This is a genomic window from Klebsiella sp. PK01 (assembly GCF_057624675.1).
The window spans coordinates 819,128-836,683 of record NZ_JBYEZM010000002.1; the positions used below are offsets into that span (position 1 = coordinate 819,128).

Annotated in this window: 23 protein-coding genes; 13 read left to right on the forward strand and 10 right to left on the reverse strand. The window is 54.3% G+C overall.

Annotation, left to right across the window (positions count from 1 at the left end; all coding sequences use genetic code 11):
* Nucleotides 1-189: 189 nt before the first annotated feature.
* The 5 genes from AC22LX_RS09100 to AC22LX_RS09120 all read right to left on the reverse strand — a co-directional run bounded on the left by AC22LX_RS09100 (nt 190) and on the right by AC22LX_RS09120 (nt 3,017).
* Nucleotides 190-534, reverse strand: a complete 345-nt coding sequence (locus AC22LX_RS09100) for a DUF1064 domain-containing protein (RefSeq protein WP_193108695.1) — start codon at nt 532-534, stop codon at nt 190-192.
* Nucleotides 535-670: 136 nt separating this feature from the next.
* Entirely contained in the window at nt 671-1,420 is a 750-nt protein-coding gene (locus AC22LX_RS09105; protein WP_320892871.1) for a DNA replication domain protein, read from the reverse strand.
* On the reverse strand, nt 1,410-2,447 hold the full coding sequence (locus tag AC22LX_RS09110; protein WP_487333944.1) for a DNA cytosine methyltransferase: 1,038 nt from the start codon (nt 2,445-2,447) through the stop codon (nt 1,410-1,412). Before AC22LX_RS09110 ends, AC22LX_RS09105 begins: the two co-directional genes overlap by 11 nt.
* Entirely contained in the window at nt 2,444-2,638 is a 195-nt protein-coding gene (locus tag AC22LX_RS09115) for a hypothetical protein (RefSeq protein WP_071609827.1), read from the reverse strand. Before AC22LX_RS09115 ends, AC22LX_RS09110 begins: the two co-directional genes overlap by 4 nt.
* Nucleotides 2,639-2,786: 148 nt before the next feature.
* Nucleotides 2,787-3,017 carry a hypothetical protein gene (locus AC22LX_RS09120; RefSeq protein WP_032723170.1) on the reverse strand — a complete coding sequence of 77 codons (231 nt, stop codon included), beginning with the start codon at nt 3,015-3,017 and terminating at the stop codon, nt 2,787-2,789.
* A 154-nt stretch (nt 3,018-3,171) separates the two neighbouring features.
* On the opposite strand from AC22LX_RS09120, the gene AC22LX_RS09125 reads away from it, so the two are divergent.
* The 10 genes from AC22LX_RS09125 (at nt 3,172) to AC22LX_RS09170 (ending at nt 8,167) form a co-directional block, all read left to right on the forward strand.
* A complete protein-coding gene (locus tag AC22LX_RS09125) occupies nt 3,172-3,759 on the forward strand; it encodes a helix-turn-helix domain-containing protein (RefSeq protein WP_487333945.1) in 588 nt (195 codons plus the stop codon).
* A 153-nt stretch (nt 3,760-3,912) separates the two neighbouring features.
* Nucleotides 3,913-4,062: a hypothetical protein gene (locus AC22LX_RS09130; RefSeq protein ID WP_162840112.1), complete on the forward strand. Its 150-nt coding sequence runs from the start codon at nt 3,913-3,915 to the stop codon at nt 4,060-4,062.
* Entirely contained in the window at nt 4,059-4,361 is a 303-nt protein-coding gene (locus AC22LX_RS09135) for a hypothetical protein (protein ID WP_487333946.1), read from the forward strand. The genes AC22LX_RS09130 and AC22LX_RS09135 overlap by 4 nt, the downstream gene beginning before the upstream one ends.
* Before the next feature lie 211 nt (nt 4,362-4,572).
* Nucleotides 4,573-5,394, forward strand: a complete 822-nt coding sequence (locus AC22LX_RS09140) for a PD-(D/E)XK nuclease-like domain-containing protein (RefSeq protein WP_487333947.1) — start codon at nt 4,573-4,575, stop codon at nt 5,392-5,394.
* Entirely contained in the window at nt 5,391-6,272 is an 882-nt protein-coding gene (locus AC22LX_RS09145) for a RecT family recombinase (RefSeq protein ID WP_487333948.1), read from the forward strand. The genes AC22LX_RS09140 and AC22LX_RS09145 overlap by 4 nt, the downstream gene beginning before the upstream one ends.
* A gap of 50 nt (nt 6,273-6,322) precedes the next feature.
* On the forward strand, nt 6,323-6,571 hold the full coding sequence (locus AC22LX_RS09150; RefSeq protein WP_047062695.1) for a helix-turn-helix transcriptional regulator: 249 nt from the start codon (nt 6,323-6,325) through the stop codon (nt 6,569-6,571).
* A gap of 109 nt (nt 6,572-6,680) precedes the next feature.
* Nucleotides 6,681-6,977: a PerC family transcriptional regulator gene (locus AC22LX_RS09155; protein ID WP_032723171.1), complete on the forward strand. Its 297-nt coding sequence runs from the start codon at nt 6,681-6,683 to the stop codon at nt 6,975-6,977.
* The gene (locus AC22LX_RS09160) at nt 6,970-7,560 is read left to right on the forward strand and encodes an MT-A70 family methyltransferase (RefSeq protein ID WP_015370339.1); all 591 of its coding nucleotides are present in this window, start codon (nt 6,970-6,972) and stop codon (nt 7,558-7,560) included. Before AC22LX_RS09155 ends, AC22LX_RS09160 begins: the two co-directional genes overlap by 8 nt.
* Nucleotides 7,557-7,859: a hypothetical protein gene (locus AC22LX_RS09165; protein ID WP_115234241.1), complete on the forward strand. Its 303-nt coding sequence runs from the start codon at nt 7,557-7,559 to the stop codon at nt 7,857-7,859. Before AC22LX_RS09160 ends, AC22LX_RS09165 begins: the two co-directional genes overlap by 4 nt.
* Entirely contained in the window at nt 7,859-8,167 is a 309-nt protein-coding gene (locus AC22LX_RS09170) for a DUF7740 domain-containing protein (protein ID WP_047075463.1), read from the forward strand. Before AC22LX_RS09165 ends, AC22LX_RS09170 begins: the two co-directional genes overlap by 1 nt.
* 16 nt (nt 8,168-8,183) lie before the next feature.
* Here the strand turns inward: AC22LX_RS09170 and AC22LX_RS09175 are convergent, their stop codons facing one another.
* The 3 genes from AC22LX_RS09175 to guaB form a co-directional block, all read right to left on the reverse strand.
* Nucleotides 8,184-9,434, reverse strand: a complete 1,251-nt coding sequence (locus AC22LX_RS09175) for a tyrosine-type recombinase/integrase (RefSeq protein ID WP_047062688.1) — start codon at nt 9,432-9,434, stop codon at nt 8,184-8,186.
* Nucleotides 9,435-9,626: 192 nt separating this feature from the next.
* Nucleotides 9,627-11,204 carry a glutamine-hydrolyzing GMP synthase gene (guaA, locus tag AC22LX_RS09180; RefSeq protein ID WP_015703162.1) on the reverse strand — a complete coding sequence of 526 codons (1,578 nt, stop codon included), beginning with the start codon at nt 11,202-11,204 and terminating at the stop codon, nt 9,627-9,629.
* Nucleotides 11,205-11,273: 69 nt separating this feature from the next.
* Complete coding sequence (gene guaB / locus AC22LX_RS09185; RefSeq protein WP_015370334.1) at nt 11,274-12,740, reverse strand: IMP dehydrogenase; 1,467 nt, start codon at nt 12,738-12,740, stop codon at nt 11,274-11,276.
* A 158-nt stretch (nt 12,741-12,898) separates the two neighbouring features.
* Here guaB and xseA point away from each other — a divergent pair, with 158 nt between their 5' ends.
* From xseA to AC22LX_RS09200, 3 genes are all read left to right on the forward strand, one after another.
* Entirely contained in the window at nt 12,899-14,272 is a 1,374-nt protein-coding gene (gene xseA / locus AC22LX_RS09190; protein ID WP_487333949.1) for an exodeoxyribonuclease VII large subunit, read from the forward strand.
* 80 nt (nt 14,273-14,352) lie between these two features.
* Nucleotides 14,353-15,381 (forward strand): M4 family metallopeptidase, encoded by a 1,029-nt coding sequence (locus AC22LX_RS09195; protein ID WP_487333950.1) that lies wholly within the window; start codon nt 14,353-14,355, stop codon nt 15,379-15,381.
* Nucleotides 15,378-15,716 (forward strand): protealysin inhibitor emfourin, encoded by a 339-nt coding sequence (locus tag AC22LX_RS09200; RefSeq protein WP_047043438.1) that lies wholly within the window; start codon nt 15,378-15,380, stop codon nt 15,714-15,716. The genes AC22LX_RS09195 and AC22LX_RS09200 overlap by 4 nt, the downstream gene beginning before the upstream one ends.
* Here AC22LX_RS09200 and AC22LX_RS09205 read toward each other — a convergent pair.
* Both AC22LX_RS09205 and der read right to left on the reverse strand, forming a co-directional pair.
* A complete protein-coding gene (locus tag AC22LX_RS09205) occupies nt 15,713-15,928 on the reverse strand; it encodes a zinc ribbon domain-containing protein (protein WP_063447472.1) in 216 nt (71 codons plus the stop codon). The genes AC22LX_RS09200 and AC22LX_RS09205 overlap by 4 nt on opposite strands.
* Nucleotides 15,929-16,045: 117 nt before the next feature.
* The gene (gene der / locus AC22LX_RS09210; RefSeq protein ID WP_015370328.1) at nt 16,046-17,524 is read right to left on the reverse strand and encodes a ribosome biogenesis GTPase Der; all 1,479 of its coding nucleotides are present in this window, start codon (nt 17,522-17,524) and stop codon (nt 16,046-16,048) included.
* Nucleotides 17,525-17,556: the final 32 nt, after the last annotated feature.

Sequence of the window (17,556 nt, forward strand, 5' to 3'; positions counted from 1 at the left end):
GAGCACACCCCATTGCGCACAACCATGACGCCAATAGCGATCACCGAGACAATCACTCCCCACACTGCCAGGCATGCACCGATGCCGAGTATCCACGCTTGACGACGACTTAACTTATTCAGATCCATCATTACCCCCGATTACCCACTTAACTTATTGATTCATTTGAAATCTATGAAGATCGTCAATTCAGAACTCTTCGACCTTCCAACCGCCGCCGGCTTTTGCTGGTAGCTTCGTTACCCCGATGATCCGGAACGGATACTGTTCAGCTGCGACTTTGGTTTTCACCCTGGCGTCGTCTGTCCAGTAGCCCTTCACTTCGTGCAATTCCATTTGCCCGCCGGCAAGCATCACTGCGAAGTCAGGCGTGTAGAACGTGTTGTCAGCCAGTCGCAGCTTGATACCTTCGAACCGGTACCAGGCTATTTCCCCGTAGCGCTTACGCAGTTCAAGCTCTTGCGCATAGGCGGTTTCGGTTTTGTTCATCTGGCCAGACTTGAGCCTTCCGAGTGCCTGAAGTTGTTTCTTCATGATTTACCTCTTAGGTAATTTAAATCCATATACGGATTATATTCAATAGCTATGCGCATTTATTTTTACCCTACAGGTAACAATTGAGGCGTAAAAAAATGCGCTACCGCGCCGCTGTCGCTTCTCAGGATGGATGTCAGCCCCTGAATCCTTGCGGGATACTCGTATCCGGCACAGATATGGCGTTTACATCCCGCCTGGTAAGTGATTCCTTTAGCTCGAAAAGCCCTTTCCACCCCTTGGCCATGCTCTGCTTCACGATCTGCATCTGTCGTTCATGGTTCCCACCAGAAAGGTTTATCAGCTCTGTGATGGCTGCTCCCTCGCTCCTCTCTGTAGGGGCATAAGCTTTGAATCGCATTTCAGCCCGATATCTTTTCCACTCATCCCATGCACTGGCATTGAGTTGCTCAGGATACGGATACTGTTTCAACTGCTTTCTATCCCGTGGGGGGTTGGGGGGATCTATATCTTTTATATCTTCTCTTCTCTTCTCTTCTCTGGTCCGCATTTCGTCCGCTTCTGATGCGGACATTTTGACGACATTTCTCTTAACTCTTTTCCTGTCTGCGTCCTGTGCCCGACGCTTTGCAGACTGTCCGTTATGGGCTTCAAAGCGCGGCATTACTAGGCTTTCACCATCTTCTTCAAGCCATCCAACTGCCATCATCGCCCGGGCAAAGCCTGGAAATCCGATGAGATCATCAAGCGTCTCAGGACTGTAACCGTCAAGAAAACCATCAACAGAATGGACATCAAAAAGACACCATGCGGAATGTAGTCCGCCAACTATCCGAAGTCTGTCCGCTTTCAATGCGGACGCCATGCGGACAACTTTTGGATGCGTATGAAGGTCAGCGCGCATCTTTATCCAGTCACCGGCCATCGTTTACCTCCACATAAGAACGAATGAACTCAGCGGCAGCCTGAGCGTTTATGGCGTTGCCGTAGCCTTTGAGTCTGCCGACGCGGTTGCTGCTTGCCACTCTTGCCACCCCGGGCTCGACTCGTCCCAGGTGTGCGGCAGCCCCATCAACCAGCGGGAATGTGCCGGGTTCAACTGGACGCCATTTCCCATCTCGACATAAGAGCCAGTCCGCATCTCGCCAAAAACTGTTAACCTCAAGGGCCCGCATGTGTACGCCTGGCGCGTCAACTGGTCCAGTCGTTCCTTCCCGTCCCGCTGCGCTGTCATTCCCGCCGTATCTTTCCAGTCGCGTGACGTTGGCGTTACCCAGCCCGCCATCTTCACCAGCCCGGCAAGATTCTCCAGCCCTCTCTTTGTTTCTGGCTGATCCTTTGTGTTCGCGACCGGCGTCGGCCAGCCGGACATCATCGCCGCCGTTTGAATATTCATCCCGCCCTGGCGCCCGGACGTTCCCGCGCCGGTCACTGACGACGCTGTTGGCGTTGGCCACCCAGTAGGCCCGCTCTCTGATGTGCGGCGCACCGATGCCCTCTGACGTAAACGGCACAAGCCCGAAGGCGTATCCCACTCCTTCCAGATCTGCTTGTACAAGGTCGAACCATGTGTTTGCGTTACCGCTTGCAACCTGTTCGCCAAAGACATGCTGAGGTCTGCGCTCGCTGATGAGATGGAAGAAGTGGGGCCAAAGGTGCCGCTCGTCAGCAAACCCATCGCCTTTGCCTGCCGCGCTGAAAGGCTGGCACGGGCAGGAGCCAGTCCAGACCGGGCGATCGTCATGCCATCCTGCGAGGCGGAGGGAATGGGACCAGACGCCAATTCCGGCGAAAAAGTGGCACTGGGTAAATCCTCTGAGGTCGTCAGGTGTGACATCTTCAATACTCCGTTCGTCAACTTCGCCCGGGGCGATATGCCCGGCGGCTATGAGGTTACGCAGCCATTGAGCTGCAAAAGGGTCTATTTCGTTGTAATACGCGGCGGATGTCATGCCTCACCCCTTGCAGCTTTCAGGGCGCAGGTAAATTCATCGCGGTGACGGTGTGCGCTGTTCATTGCGCACTCAACGCATGTTCCGTTCAGAACATAACGCTCTGCAAGATGACCATTACGGCAGCGCTTTCCGGTGAAGTACCGGTTAAGACCGGCCTTCGCCGCCTCCATTCTGGTAACTATCTTCACTTTGCTGTCTCCATTTGGTTATTGTTATCGGTCATTTTGTGCTGAGCATGAAAAAAGATCAACCGTATGTGGATAATTATTACCTTTGGGGTACGAATAGATATGAAAAGACCGCCAGAAGGCGGCCTGAAGGGGAATTTTTAGGGGATCAGGAGTAGAAGAAGTAAGCCAGTTCAGGCTTTGATTTAACCCATTCGCGGGATTTGCAAGCCTTAAATAGCCCATTCATCAATGCCTTACCTGGCATCTTGCGCTTACCGGTCAGGTGAGTCTGGATGTAATGGCTGGTCGTTCCTGCCTCTTCTGCGAACGCTTCACGCTCATCCGGCGTCAGCGCAAGCCAGTGCTTTTTAAAATCGAACTGCGTGTTCTCGCTCATAACTATTGCCTGATATTTATTTCAGATAATGAATATTCACCCATAAGGTAACAAAAATCAATGTTTGTTACCGCAGGGGTGCATTTACCCGAGAGGTAAAAAGGCAGTAAATTGAAACACTAAATGATTCACATATGAGAAATATTTTACTGACATGAAAAGCATCCACGATATCCGGCGCGAAAACCTGAAAGAGCTGATCTACCGTGAGTTCAACGGAATTCAGTCTCGCCTGGCGGAGCGGATGGAGACCCAGCCAAATCTGATTAACCGCTGGGCAAGCGGCAAAAAGATAATTGGTGACGTGGCTGCGCGTAAAATTGAGAAGGCCGCTAACAAGCCGACCAACTGGCTCGACATCGATAAATTCATGCCAGTACATGAAGAGGTGCAGGATGTAGACTTCGGAGAGATTGGCAAGCTGGCATCATGGAACCTTAAACGCTGGATGAGCGAGAACCGAAACCTGTCATCTCAACAGCGCCTGGCGGAAGAGTCTGGCGTCAGCCAGTCTACAATTAACAGATTCCTCAACAACGAGGCCAGCATATCCATCACTAACCTGGCGGCGCTGGCTGAGCCGTTCGGGCGCCATGCCTACGAGCTTTTGCTACCACCAGATGACCCGGCGGCCATCGAATATGACCGCGCCAGGTACAAATTGTTACCTGAGTCCGACAAGATGGCGATCGAGAGCTACATTGATTTCGTGATTGTTAAGCACGAAAAGCCTCATCAATAATCCCATAATAAACAACAAGTAAGCCGCCATTGAGCGGCTTTTTTCATGCCTCCACCATTACCCCTCGGGTAATTTTTTACGTTCATATCTATTGACTTCAAATCACATACGGATAATTATTACCTCAACGGTAACAGACCGAGGTAACAAATTATGCAGTGGAAGATCATCAACGGTTGGTACTGCGTTACGGCATGCGGGCTGATGAGCTGGAAGTTTCGCACGCTGACAGAGGCCATTAGCTGGGCATTCGTTAACAAGCTGGCGGCCAGGACTGAAATGGATATGGGGGTGAGCAAATGATTTCAACTCAACAGCAACGCAACCTGCAAAAAATCATGGCTGGTTTTGATCGCGACTACCGCGTCGCCGAGATGCTTCACGAACGCCAGGTTGAACTGCAGGAAACTCTGAAAACTGAATACCTGCTTCCGGCATTCGACAATTTGCGCCGCGCTGGCGTCCGTCAGGAAATCATCAATGCCGCAGTAGAAAGCGTGGAGTTTGAAGAAACACTGGTGGCATACATCAGCGTACTGACCGGGATCGTTGGCAAATGGGATGTAGCAGACCAGATCGACAGCGCGAGGACGGCGGCATGAAACCAACTCTATACCAATTACTAACAATGGGAACATTTAGCTATTCGCAGATTGCAGCCATGTTAGGAATTCGGAGAACAACAGTTCACTGGTTTGCTCTTGAGCTTGAACGCCGCGGATGGATAAAAATCAGACCATCACATATTGACCTGATAGGAAAATCGTATGGTGAAGCTATCAGATGCCTGTGTGGGAAGATCGGAGTAAAGCAATGAAACCAGGCATTTATCACGATATCAGCAACGAGGATTACCACGCCGGTGACGGCGTGAGTAAGTCGCAACTGGATATGGTTGCAAAGAACCCTGCCCTGCTGAAATGGATAAAAGCGGCGCCGGAGGATGAAGAGAAAAAGTCTGCGCTGGATATGGGTACCGCCCTGCACTGTCTGCTGCTTGAGCCGGAAGAATTCGACAAGCGTTTCATCGTGGCGCCGCAATTCAACCGCCGTACTAGCCAAGGGAAAGCTGACGAAGAAGCGTTCCTGAAAGATGTTTCTGACATGGGAATGACGGTGATGGACGCCGAACAAGGCCGGAAACTGAAACTTATGCGCGAAAGTGCCATGGCTCACCCGGCGGCGCGCTGGATGCTTGAAGCGCCAGGATTCTGCGAAACATCGATGTACTGGAATGACGATGAGACCGGCGAGTTGTGCCGGATCCGTCCTGATAAGTGGCTAAACGAGCACAACGTGATTGTCGACGTGAAGAAAGTGGCAGATATGGACCGCTTCGCCCGCCACATCGAGGAGTTTCGTTACCACGTTCAGGATGCCATGTACCGGGAAGGTGCACAGAAAGTAACTGGTGAGCCACACGGATTCTTCTTCCTGGCAGTAAGCGAAACGATCGACTGCGGTCGATACCCGGTACGCGTTTTCGAACTTGATGCACCAGATGTTGATGCGGGCATAGCGCTGTTCCGTCGGGATCTGAATACCTATCACCAGTGTCGCCTTACAGATGAATGGGGCGGTGTGGAAATTATTAAACGCCCTGAGTGGGCACGCAAACAGGATATGTACGTATGAGCAACGATATCGCAATTACCTCTCAGCCCGGCGCTACCGTCGGCACCGCCGCGGCTATTTTCAGCCCTGAAGGCATGGATCGTCTTGTTCGCTTTGCAACTCTGATGGCGGACAGCAAGGCAACCGTTCCGCAGCACCTTGCAGGAAAACCTGCTGACTGCCTTGCGGTAACAATGCAGGCGGCGCAGTGGGGCATGAACCCGTTCGCAGTGGCGCAGAAAACGCATGTTGTAAATGGCACGCTGGGCTATGAAGCGCAACTGGTTAACGCCGTTGTTTCGTCTTCCAACCTGCTGGCCACCCGCCTGAATTACCGCTGGGATGGCGACTGGTCGAAGGTAAACGGAAAGAGCGATAAGTCACCATCACTCACCGTCACTGTTTCAGCTGTCCTCAAAGGAGAGTCAGAACCGCGTGAACTGACGATCAGCATGGCTCAGGCCGGCGTCCGCAATTCCCCTCTCTGGGAACAGGATCCACGTCAGCAACTGGCTTACCTGTGCGTTAAGCGCTGGGCCCGTCTGCACGCCCCTGATGTTCTCCTTGGTGTCTACACGCCGGATGAGTTGCAGGAAGCGCAGCCACGTGTTGAGCGTGACATTACGCCAGCACCAGCTACTGCATCAGGCATGAACAAACTAATCAACACGAAGCCAGAGCAGATCCAGGAAGAGCGACAGCGCAAAGCTGATGACCGTGATCCTGATGAAATGCTGACAGCATTCACTGATGCAGCAATGAACTACAACACCATTGCTGATCTGGATAAGGCATACAAATACGTTGCAAAAAACCTCGCTAATGATGATGAGCGCCTGGCGAAAGCAACGGACGTGTACACCATCCGCCGCGACGAACTTAACGAAATCACGATGTAACCACCACCGCGGCGCCACGCGCGCCGCACCTGTATCAAAGAGAGGTTTTTATGAAAGGTGCTTTAGGTAAGAAGGAACTCCTGGCGGTGGTGCCACTGTCATGGAGCACGATTGACCGCCTGGAGGCTGCAGGCGAATTCCCTAAGCGTTGGTATATCACCGACCGTCGCTGTGCATGGACTAAGGAAGAAGTTGAAAAATGGCTTGATGAAAGAAAGGCCAATAGCCCTGAGGCATACACAGGAAAAAAGCCACCGGTTGATCAGAGAGTTTATCGCCCGGTGAGTTCCGCAGCATGAAGGCGTTAGCGCGCCATTGGGGAAAGTGGTCAGGTTGGTACTGGTACCTGCCCGCTGTATCCGCCTGGCTATTTCTGCTGGCGGTCATATTCGTAAAAGGCTGGATAAGATGAGCAAATTAACCAGATTGCAGAAGTACCATCTCGGCTACGCGCCGCGCAGATCATTGAAGGTAGTCGCCGAATCACCGGCAGCTCTGGAAATCGAACGGCGCGCCATCTCACGCGAAGAACGCGGACAGTTTCGACTCGCATCACGACTTTGGCTTGAATGTCTCGATGTCGCACAAACTGAAGTGGAAAGAGCAAGGATCGCCATCCGCCGCGAGCAGTGCATTACCAAAAGCATGAAGTTGCGCCGTGGAGAATACAACGGGATCGGATGCCGAGGGGTGGTTTATGACTAAGTACACCCTGATTTATGCGGATCCGCCTTGGGTATACCGCGATAAAGCCGCAGACGGTAACCGCGGCGCCGGGTTCAAATATCCGGTGATGAATGTGCTGGATATCTGCCGACTTCCGGTGTGGGAGCTCGCCGCCGACGATTGCCTGCTGGCGATGTGGTGGGTGCCTACTCAGCCGGTTGAGGCGCTGAAAGTTGTTGAAGCATGGGGATTCAAGCTTATGACCATGAAGGGATTCACCTGGCACAAGACAAACAAGCACAAAGGTAACAGTGCGATCGGCATGGGCCATATGACCAGGGCGAATAGTGAAGATTGCCTGTTTGCGGTACGTGGGAAACTGCCGGCGCGCATGGATGCCTCTATCTGTCAGCACGTCACGGCGCCACGCCTGGAGAACTCGCGCAAACCAGACGTTATCCGCGAGAAACTGGTGCAACTGCTTGGCGATGTATCGCGCATTGAGCTATTTGCCCGCCAGTCATCGCACGGTTTCGATGTGTGGGGGAATCAGTGCGCGGCGCCGGCGATAGAACTGCTGCCAGGCTGCGCAATACCGGTAGTGAATACGGAGGCAGCATGAATATCTACGATGAGCCATCCATGATCCGCCAGCTTGAAGAGGCCCGCGCAGTTATCAATCAGCGCAATGGTGAAATACTGCGCCTGCAGAGAGAAGCTGAGCGTTACCGAGAGCAGCGTGATTCAGCAAATGCAATGGTAACTTTTCTTCGTGACTTGCTGGCGAAAGGCACAGCTCTGCTACCTCACCAGTCCGTCATTGTATTGAACCATGCATACGAGCATCTCAGGGAATGTCCGTACTGCCACAAACTTCACGATGACAGACTAACGTGCACCGCATTTAATGAGGTTAACTGATGAGCACCAAGCACCAAATCAATGAATTAAAGCAACGAATAGATCCGGCGGTGCTCAATGCGGCCGCCGATGAATACGCGGATATGCTGATTACATTATGCCTGTGCATGAAAATGGCTGGCCCGACTCGCGCAAACATTCGCGGCTGTGCTGTCATGCTGAAACAACGCCTTGTGACATGTCACAGCAGAAATGCACTGGACACCATACTAAATAGTTGGGATCCGGTTGGTGCATTTCTGAGTATGCGCCGCGAAGCAAACGAGGCGGCCTTATCTCACGGAGATCCGATTGACGTGTTCGTATAGCCGCCAGCCGGCGGCTTTACTTCCCATCCATCCATTTTTCAAACGCAGACGGGGAGAACGGCACCAGGTCGTAATGCTCCCCGTTTATCCATGCATCAATCATATCAGCCCACTGCTGCAGCATGTACGCGCGCTGCCGAGAATACTCAGCACGGTTGTACACTGCGCGGACGCCCTTCTGCTCATGCGCTAATGCCTTCTCTATCCAGTCAGACGGGAATCCTGCCTCATGCAGCAGGGTGCTTGCCGTGCGGCGAAGGTCGTGAACGGTGAGAGGCTGTATGCTTTCACCAGCATCTGTAGCTGCCGCCACCGCCCGATCGATAACTGAATTCAGCGCCGCATTAGAAAGCGGCTTACTGGTGCTGTATCTTCCAGGCAACAGGTAATCACTTCCACCAGCACACATCTGCAGGCCAACCATCAGATCCTGAGCCTGTGACGGCAAATAGATAACATGCTCACGGCTCGCCTTCATTCTGCCGGCGGGAATAGTCCACGTTGATTTTGCGAAATTAACCTCACCCCAGGTGGCCAGAGTGAATTCACCTTTCCTCACCATGGTGATAAGAATGAGCTTTACCGCCAGCTTGAGCGTTGGCAATGTGCTGACGGTATCAAGCGCGCGGAAAAGCACACCAATCTCTTCAGGCTTCAGGCAGCGGTCACGCGGTTTAAACGTGGCAATAGCGCTTGGCTTAATATCTGCCGCCGGATTGAAAAAACCATGCCCGCGGTCGTTGGCATAGCGATAAACGCTGCTGATAATCTCTCTTGCCTGTACTGCTGTCGCCCGCCCGCCACGTTCAACTATCCTGTCGCACAGATCCCTCACCATCCTGGTACTGATCTCACCCATCAGCTTGTTACCCAGCGCAGGAAGAATATCCCTGTCGATAACGGCCTGCTTCATATCGCGCGTACTGTCGGCGAGAACGACATGCTTCATATAACTGTCGGTATGTACCGCAAAGGTTTCCTGACCACGTAGTTGCTTAATACCGTCACGCTTTGCTGCAGCAGGCGACACTCCTGACTTCAAGAGTATTTTTGCATCAACCAATTCCTGCCTGGCTTCGGCAAGCGATATACCGTCACGGCCATACTGACCAATGACAAGCGTTTCCCGGCGCCCATTGATTCGGTAGTCATAGCGGAAAGAGATGCTGCCTGACGTGAGCACGGCTACATACAGGCCATCACGATCTGTAACTTTATAGAGTTTCTCTTTCGGCTTGAGGTTTTTTAATTTGGTATCGGTAAGCACTGTTCACCCATTTTTTCATCCATGCTTTGACGGTATGAGAGTATACCTTTAGGGTAATACCGTCACGCGTACCGTCAAAAAATGTGGTGTAGAGTGAATAGATATGAGTAGATATAAATAAAAACCCCCTGTAAAAACAGAGGGTTAATTTAGAAAATGAATAGAAATGATTAGCTATGAACTAGCTGTAAATCATTCCCACTCAATAGTCGCTGGCGGCTTGCCGCTGATGTCGTACACCACGCGGGAAATACCGTTAACTTCGTTGATGATGCGGTTGGAGACGCGGCCGAGGAAATCATACGGCAGGTGCGCCCAGTGCGCGGTCATAAAGTCGATGGTTTCTACCGCACGCAAGGAGACGACCCAGTCGTACTTACGACCATCGCCCATCACACCGACGGAGCGAACCGGCAGGAACACGGTGAATGCCTGGCTTACTTTGTCATACAGGTCGGCTTTGCGCAGTTCTTCAATGAAGATAGCGTCCGCGCGACGCAGTAGGTCGCAGTACTCTTTCTTCACTTCGCCAAGTACGCGAACGCCGAGGCCCGGCCCCGGGAACGGGTGGCGGAACAGCATGTCGTACGGCAGGCCCAGCTCCAGACCAATCTTACGCACTTCGTCTTTAAACAGCTCTTTCAGCGGCTCAACGAGGCCCATCTTCATTTCTTTCGGCAGGCCGCCAACGTTGTGGTGAGACTTGATGACGTGCGCTTTACCGGTCGCGGAAGCGGCGGATTCGATCACGTCAGGGTAGATAGTGCCCTGCGCCAGCCATTTCACGTCTTCCAGCTTCAGCGCTTCTTCGTCAAACACTTCAACGAAGACGCGGCCAATGATTTTACGCTTCGCTTCCGGATCGTTTTCGCCCTTCAGCGCGGTCAGGAAGCGATCTTCCGCCGCAACGTGTACGATGTTCAGGCCGAAACGGTCGCCGAACATATCCATAACCTGCTCGGCTTCGTTCAGGCGCAGCAGGCCGTTATCCACGAATACGCAGGTCAGATTTTTACCGATGGCGCGATGCAGCAGCATCGCGGTAACGGAAGAGTCAACGCCGCCGGACAGGCCGAGGATGACTTTATCTTCACCCACCTGCTGACGAATACGCTCAACCGCGTCGTCGATGATCTTCGCCGGCGTCCACAGCGCTTCACACTGGCAGATGTCGCGCACGAAGCGCTCCAGCATACGCAGCCCCTGACGGGTGTGGGTGACTTCCGGGTGGAACTGTACGCCGTAGAAGCGTTTTTCTTCATTCGCCATGATGGCGAACGGGCAGCTCTCAGTGCTGGCGACGGTCACAAAGTCGGAAGGGATAGCGGTGACTTTATCACCATGGCTCATCCACACGTCCAGCAGCGGCTTACCGTCAGCGCTCAGCGCATCTTCGATGCCTTTGATCAGCGCGCTGTCGGTCTGCACTTCCACCTGCGCGTAGCCGAACTCGCGCTCGTTGGAAGCTTCAACGTGACCGCCCAGCTGCATAGCCATGGTCTGCATGCCATAGCATACACCGAAAACCGGTACGCCGGCTTCGAAGACGTACTGCGGCGCGCGCGGGCTGTTGTCTTCGGTAGTGCTTTCCGGGCCGCCGGAAAGAATGATGCCGTTCGGGTTGAACTCACGGATTTGAGCTTCGGTCACGTCCCAAGCCCAGAGTTCGCAATAGACCCCTAACTCACGTACGCGACGTGCAACCAGCTGGGTGTACTGTGAACCGAAGTCCAGGATAAGAATGCGATGTTTATGAATGTTATCCGTCATTGACGTTAATTCCAGAGAAGTAGCGATGATTGAATAAAAATCGCCCGGCGCGTAGCCGGGCGATGAAAATCAGGAGCCCATGCGGTAGTTCGGGGATTCCTTGGTGATCGTCACGTCGTGAACGTGGCTCTCCTGGATGCCCGCGCCGCTGATGCGCACGAACTCTGCTTTGGTACGCAGTGCGTCAATAGTACCACAACCGGTCAGACCCATACAGGAGCGCAGGCCGCCCATCTGCTGGTGAATGATCTCTTTCAGGCGGCCTTTATAGGCAACGCGGCCTTCGATACCTTCCGGTACCAGTTTGTCAGCGGCGTTATCGCTCTGGAAGTAACGGTCAGAGGAACCTTTGGACATCGCGCCCAGGGAACCCATACCGCGGTAGGATTTATAAGAACGGCCCTGATAGAGCTCGATTTCACCCGGGGATTCTTCGGTACCGGCCAGCATGGAGCCTACCATCACCGCGGCGGCGCCTGCGGCAATCGCTTTTGCGATATCGCCGGAGAAGCGGATACCGCCATCGGCGATAACCGGAATACCGGTGCCTTCCAGCGCTTCAACCGCGTCAGAAACAGCGGTGATCTGCGGAACGCCTACGCCGGTAACGATACGGGTAGTACAGATGGAGCCAGGGCCAATACCCACTTTCACCGCGCTGACGCCCGCTTCCGCCAGGGCACGAGCGCCCGCGCCGGTCGCCACGTTGCCGCCGATGATTTGCAGGTCAGGATATTTAGCGCGCGTTTCGCGAATACGCTGCAGAACGCCTTCGGAGTGACCGTGAGAGGAGTCGATCAGCAGAACGTCAACGCCTGCGGCGACCAGCGCGTCAACGCGCTCTTCGTTACCGGCGCCAGCACCAACGGCGGCGCCAACGCGCAGACGACCGTGCTCGTCTTTACACGCATTCGGTTTACGTTCCGCTTTCTGGAAATCTTTTACGGTGATCATGCCGCGCAGATGGAAGCTATCATCCACTACCAGCGCTTTTTCTACGCGTTTTTCGTGCATTTTCGCGAAGACTACTTCACGGCTTTCGCCTTCACGCACGGTGACCAGGCGCTCTTTCGGCGTCATATAAACGCTGACCGGCTGATTCAGGTCGGTAACAAAACGCACGTCGCGGCCGGTGATAATACCGACCAGTTCGTTGTCTTCGGTCACTACCGGATAACCGGCGAAACCGTTACGTTCGGTCAGTTCTTTCACTTCGCGCAGGGTGGTAGTCGGCAGAACGGTCTGTGGATCGCTTACCACGCCGGATTCATGTTTCTTCACGCGGCGGACTTCTTCAGCCTGGCGCTCGATTGACATGTTTTTATGAATAAAGCCGATGCCGCCTTCCTGGGCCAGGGCAATTGCCAGGCGCGCTTCAGTTACGGTATCCATCGCCGCGGAGAGCATAGGAATATTCAGACGAATCGTTTTCGTCAGCTGCGTGCTGAGATCGGCGGTATTCGGCAGAACGGTAGAATGAGCGGGAACAAGGAGGACGTCGTCAAACGTCAGGGCTTCTTTAGCGATACGTAGCATGGGCAATATCTCGACCAGGGTGGATAAATATTGCCGTGGCATTATACAGAGCGTAACCGATTGCATCCACCCTTTTTTGCAAATAATACTTGCGATCCCCTCTCAGCGCGTTACTATCGACTGAATAACCTGCTGATTTAGAATTTGATCTTGCTCACATGTTGCCATCTCAATCCCCTGCAATATTTACGGTCAGCCGCCTGAATCAGACGGTTCGCTTACTGCTGGAACGCGAAATGGGCCAGGTCTGGATAAGCGGCGAGATCTCTAACTTCAGCCAGCCCTCTTCCGGCCACTGGTACTTCACCTTAAAAGACGATAACGCCCAGGTGCGCTGCGCGATGTTTCGCAACAGCAACCGCCGCGTCACGTTTCGCCCGCAGCATGGCCAGCAGGTGCTGGTTCGCGCCAACATTACGCTTTACGAGCCGCGCGGCGACTACCAGATCATCGTCGAAAGTATGCAACCCGCCGGTGAAGGCCTGCTGCAGCAGAAATATGAGCAGCTCAAAGCGCTCCTGACGGTGGAAGGGTTATTCGATCAAAGTCACAAGCAGGCGCTCCCCTCACCCGCGCACTGCGTCGGCGTTATCACCTCCAAAACCGGCGCCGCGCTGCATGATATTTTACATGTGTTGAAACGACGCGATCCCTCGCTGCCGGTGATCATCTATCCCACGGCGGTGCAAGGCGATGATGCGCCGGGGCAAATCGTGCGCGCGATAGCAATAGCCAACCAGCGCCAGGAATGCGACGTGCTGATCGTCGGGCGCGGCGGCGGTTCGCTGGAAGATTTATGGAGCTTTAACGACGAACGGGTCGCGCGGGCGATCTTCGCCAGCCGCATTCCGGTAGTGAGCGCCGTCGGCCATGAAACCGACGTCACCATCGCCGATTTCGTCGCCGACCTGCGGGCGCCGACGCCCTCTGCGGCGGCAGAGATCGTCAGCCGCAATCAGCAGGAGCTTCTGCGTCAGCTACAGTCCGGCCAGCAGCGCCTGGAGATGGCGATGGATTACTTCCTCGCCAACCGCCAGCGCCGCTTTACGCAGTTGTTTCACCGCTTACAGCAGCAGCATCCGCAACTGCGTTTAGCGCGTCAGCAGGCCGAACTGGAACGCCTGCGTCAGCGGATGCGCTTTGCGCTGGAAAGCCAGCTCAAACGTGCCGACCAGCGCCAGCAGCGCGCCGCGCAGCGGTTGAATCAGCAAAACCCGCAGCCGCGTATCCATCGCGCGCAGTCGCGTATTCAGCAACTGGAGTATCGTCTGGCGGAAAATATTCGCGCCCGACTGAGCGAGCAGCGCGAGCGTTTCGGCAATACCGTGACGCATCTGGAAGCCGTCAGCCCGCTGGCGACGCTGGCTCGTGGCTATAGCGTCACCTCAGCCGGTGACGGCAAGGTACTGAAAAAAATCAAACAGGTGCAGGCTGGCGATGTTGTCACTACCCGGCTGGAAGATGGTTGGGTCGAAAGCGAAGTGACAACCATTACCCCGGTGAAGAAAACGCGCGCCCGCAAAAAAGTCTGATTATCCCCCCGTTTCAAGCGGGGATAACTATACTGCTGTCATGCCCTTTTAACACCGTTCATCCGGCCAGGGAGCGTGATATGCCAGATACTTGTCCTCGTTTCGTGATTCCACCCTACATTTTACGCCGTATTGTCGACCATGGTTCCGTTCAGCAGCAGCGCTGCGCGCAGCAAACGCTGAGCCATGTACAAACCCTGATGGCGCACGTGCCGGGCCGCCCCGCCGCCGCCCATGTCCCCACGCCAGGCCAGCTTGAGCGCGACATTTACGATGCCAGGCAGACTCAGGAACTTCCAGGATTCCAGGTGCGCTTTGAAGGACAACCTTCCAACGGCGATGTCGCCGTGGATGAGGCCTACGACTATCTCGGCATCACCCATGAGTTTTTCTGGAAGAGCTATCATCGCGATTCGCTGGACAACCGCGGATTGAAGCTGACCGGCAGCGTCCACTATGGTCACGAATATCAAAACGCCTTCTGGAACGGGCAGCAAATGGTGTTTGGCGATGGCGATGGCGAGATCTTTAATCGTTTTACAATTGCGATTGATGTGGTGGCGCACGAGTTAAGCCATGGCGTTACGGAGAGCGAAGCCGGACTTATCTATTTCGAACAATCCGGCGCGCTCAATGAATCGCTTTCCGATGTTTTTGGCTCGCTGGTCAAGCAATATCAACGCCAGCAAACGGCAGATAAAGCAGACTGGATAATTGGCGAGGGGCTCCTCGCGAAAGGGATTCACGGCCAAGGACTGCGATCGATGTCGCATCCGGGGACCGCCTATGATGACCCCATTCTTGGCAAAGACCCGCAACCCGCCCATATGAAAGATTTTGTGCATACCCAGCAGGATAACGGCGGCGTGCATATTAACTCCGGCATTCCTAATCATGCTTTCTATCTCGCCGCCAGCGCGCTGGGTGGTTTTGCATGGGAAAAAGCGGGATACGCCTGGTACGACGCGGTTTGTGATAAGTCACTGGCCAAAGACGCCGATTTTTCAGCCTTTGCCAGACTGACGATTCAACATGGCGAAAAACGTTTTGGTAAAGCGGTCGCCGATGCGATTCGCCAAGCCTGGGAGGGCGTTGGAGTCACATTATGAACGAGGCCGATCTTAGCGATGACGCGATTATTGAACTGGCGCGTGAAGGCGGTGTCGCCTGGTTCCCGACGCTTAGCGGCATGCGTAAGATTGTCGTAGCGCAACTTAACGAGCAACAAAAACAGCGCATCGCCGCAATACTGCAGCAGTCGTTGCCGCTCGGCAAGCCGCCGGGGCAGCCGGATTCCCCGGGTAGCGGCGACCAGCGTTTCTTTCGTATCCAAATAATCAGCGCCCAGCACTATCACAGCCTGATCATTCTCATCCCGGAAGAGCGGGCGCCGGAGGCGCTGGTTGAACTCTGGCGAAATGGTGAAGGCTGCGTTAGCGATTAACCGAGCACAAATTCGACGCGTTTTTTCGAAATCAGTCCGTGGCCGTGCTGGCAGAAATAATCCACCGCACCGCACGCCTTCAGCACTTCCAGCGGCTGATGGCAGTCCGGGCAGCGCGCCTCTAAAGCAAAATCTTTCTCACAGTGCGCGCAATGCGCGCTGTTGCCTTGTGCTTCCAACCGGGCATGACAAATGGGGCAATTGAATTCCATGGTGTCTCCTTCTCATAATGAATAGCATGAGTTTATCACGTCATACGTCAGCGTTGCTGACCCGGCGAAGCGTTGAATAGGGTAGATAAAAAAACCCGCCAGCGGCGGGTTTCTGCATTATTTGCTTTTCTTGATATGTTTAATCAAGCGTTTACGCTTACGCATCTGGTTCGGCGTCAGGGTATTGCGTTTATTGGCAAACGGGTTTTCCCCTTCCTTGAACTGAATGCGGATCGGCGTACCCATGACATCCAGCGATTTACGGAAGTAGTTCATCAGGTAACGCTTGTAGGAATCCGGCAGGTCTTTCACCTGATTGCCGTGAATCACCACGATCGGCGGGTTATAACCGCCAGCGTGCGCATACTTCAGCTTCACGCGGCGACCGCGTACCAGCGGCGGCTGATGGTCTTCTGCCGCCATGGTCATAATACGCGTCAGCATGGCGGTACCCACGCGACGGGTGGCGCTGTCGTATGCTTCACGCACCGATTCGAACAGGTTGCCGACGCCGCTGCCGTGCAGAGCGGAGATAAAGTGCACGCGGGCGAAGTCGATGAAGCCCAGACGGAAGTCGAGGGTTTCTTTCACCTGCTCTCTCACTTCCTGGCTCAGGCCATCCCATTTGTTGACCACGATAACCAGGGAACGACCGCTGTTAAGGATAAAGCCCAGCAGCGATAGGTCCTGATCGGAGATGCCTTCACGGGCATCAATGACCAGCATCACCACGTTGGCGTCTTCAATCGCCTGCAGCGTCTTGATGACCGAGAATTTCTCCACGACGTCGGTAATTTTGCCGCGCTTACGCACACCAGCGGTATCGATAAGCACATATTCGCGTTCATCGCGCTGCATCGGAATGTAGATGCTGTCGCGGGTTGTGCCCGGCATATCGTAAACCACCACGCGATCTTCGCCGAGAATACGGTTAGTCAGCGTTGACTTACCGACATTTGGACGACCGACGATCGCCAGCTTAATCGGGAGATCTTGCGGGTTGAAGTCGTCTTCCGGCTCTTCAACTTCTTCGCCGTTTTGCTCGGCTTCAAACTGCGCCCAGTAGGCGGCGTCTTCATCCACTTCTTCCTGCGGATTAACCTCATCCACCCACGGCAGCAGCACATGTTCCAGCAGGCTGGTAACGCCGCGACCGTGCGAAGCGGCGATCGGATAAATATCGCCCAGCCCCAGCGACCAGAAGTCGGCCATCGCCTGATCGACGTCGATGCCGTCAGTTTTGTTCGCCACCAGGAAAGTCGGTTTTTCGCGAGAACGCAGATGTTTGGCGATTGCGGAATCCGCCGGCATCAGGCCCGCGCGCGCATCAACCATAAACAGCACCACGTCGGCCTCTTCAATCGCCAGCAGCGACTGTTCCGCCATCCGGGTTTCCACGCCTTCTTCCGTACCGTCGATACCGCCGGTATCGATACAGATGAATTCGCGGCCTTCCACTTCAGCACGACCGTACTTACGGTCGCGAGTCAGCCCCGGGAAATCCGCGACCAACGCGTCACGAGTGCGCGTTAAGCGGTTGAAGAGCGTGGATTTTCCAACGTTAGGGCGCCCGACAAGCGCGACCACAGGTATCATGTTAAATGCCTCATACAAATTGCAATACAACC

Coding starts and splice junctions, on each gene's coding strand:
- AC22LX_RS09130 (WP_162840112.1), top strand. CDS start 3,913: ATGCAGTGGAAGATCATCAACGGTTGGTACTGCGTTACGGCATGCGGG.
- AC22LX_RS09135 (WP_487333946.1), top strand. CDS start 4,059: ATGATTTCAACTCAACAGCAACGCAACCTGCAAAAAATCATGGCTGGT.
- AC22LX_RS09170 (WP_047075463.1), top strand. CDS start 7,859: ATGAGCACCAAGCACCAAATCAATGAATTAAAGCAACGAATAGATCCG.
- AC22LX_RS09200 (WP_047043438.1), top strand. CDS start 15,378: ATGAACGAGGCCGATCTTAGCGATGACGCGATTATTGAACTGGCGCGT.
- guaA (WP_015703162.1), bottom strand. CDS start 11,204: ATGACGGATAACATTCATAAACATCGCATTCTTATCCTGGACTTCGGT.
- AC22LX_RS09205 (WP_063447472.1), bottom strand. CDS start 15,928: ATGGAATTCAATTGCCCCATTTGTCATGCCCGGTTGGAAGCACAAGGC.
- der (WP_015370328.1), bottom strand. CDS start 17,524: ATGATACCTGTGGTCGCGCTTGTCGGGCGCCCTAACGTTGGAAAATCC.
- AC22LX_RS09160 (WP_015370339.1), top strand. CDS start 6,970: ATGACTAAGTACACCCTGATTTATGCGGATCCGCCTTGGGTATACCGC.
- AC22LX_RS09155 (WP_032723171.1), top strand. CDS start 6,681: ATGAGCAAATTAACCAGATTGCAGAAGTACCATCTCGGCTACGCGCCG.
- AC22LX_RS09100 (WP_193108695.1), bottom strand. CDS start 534: ATGAAGAAACAACTTCAGGCACTCGGAAGGCTCAAGTCTGGCCAGATG.
- AC22LX_RS09125 (WP_487333945.1), top strand. CDS start 3,172: ATGAAAAGCATCCACGATATCCGGCGCGAAAACCTGAAAGAGCTGATC.
- AC22LX_RS09195 (WP_487333950.1), top strand. CDS start 14,353: ATGCCAGATACTTGTCCTCGTTTCGTGATTCCACCCTACATTTTACGC.
- guaB (WP_015370334.1), bottom strand. CDS start 12,740: ATGCTACGTATCGCTAAAGAAGCCCTGACGTTTGACGACGTCCTCCTT.
- xseA (WP_487333949.1), top strand. CDS start 12,899: ATGTTGCCATCTCAATCCCCTGCAATATTTACGGTCAGCCGCCTGAAT.
- AC22LX_RS09150 (WP_047062695.1), top strand. CDS start 6,323: ATGAAAGGTGCTTTAGGTAAGAAGGAACTCCTGGCGGTGGTGCCACTG.
- AC22LX_RS09165 (WP_115234241.1), top strand. CDS start 7,557: ATGAATATCTACGATGAGCCATCCATGATCCGCCAGCTTGAAGAGGCC.
- AC22LX_RS09145 (WP_487333948.1), top strand. CDS start 5,391: ATGAGCAACGATATCGCAATTACCTCTCAGCCCGGCGCTACCGTCGGC.
- AC22LX_RS09120 (WP_032723170.1), bottom strand. CDS start 3,017: ATGAGCGAGAACACGCAGTTCGATTTTAAAAAGCACTGGCTTGCGCTG.
- AC22LX_RS09105 (WP_320892871.1), bottom strand. CDS start 1,420: ATGGCCGGTGACTGGATAAAGATGCGCGCTGACCTTCATACGCATCCA.
- AC22LX_RS09110 (WP_487333944.1), bottom strand. CDS start 2,447: ATGACATCCGCCGCGTATTACAACGAAATAGACCCTTTTGCAGCTCAA.
- AC22LX_RS09140 (WP_487333947.1), top strand. CDS start 4,573: ATGAAACCAGGCATTTATCACGATATCAGCAACGAGGATTACCACGCC.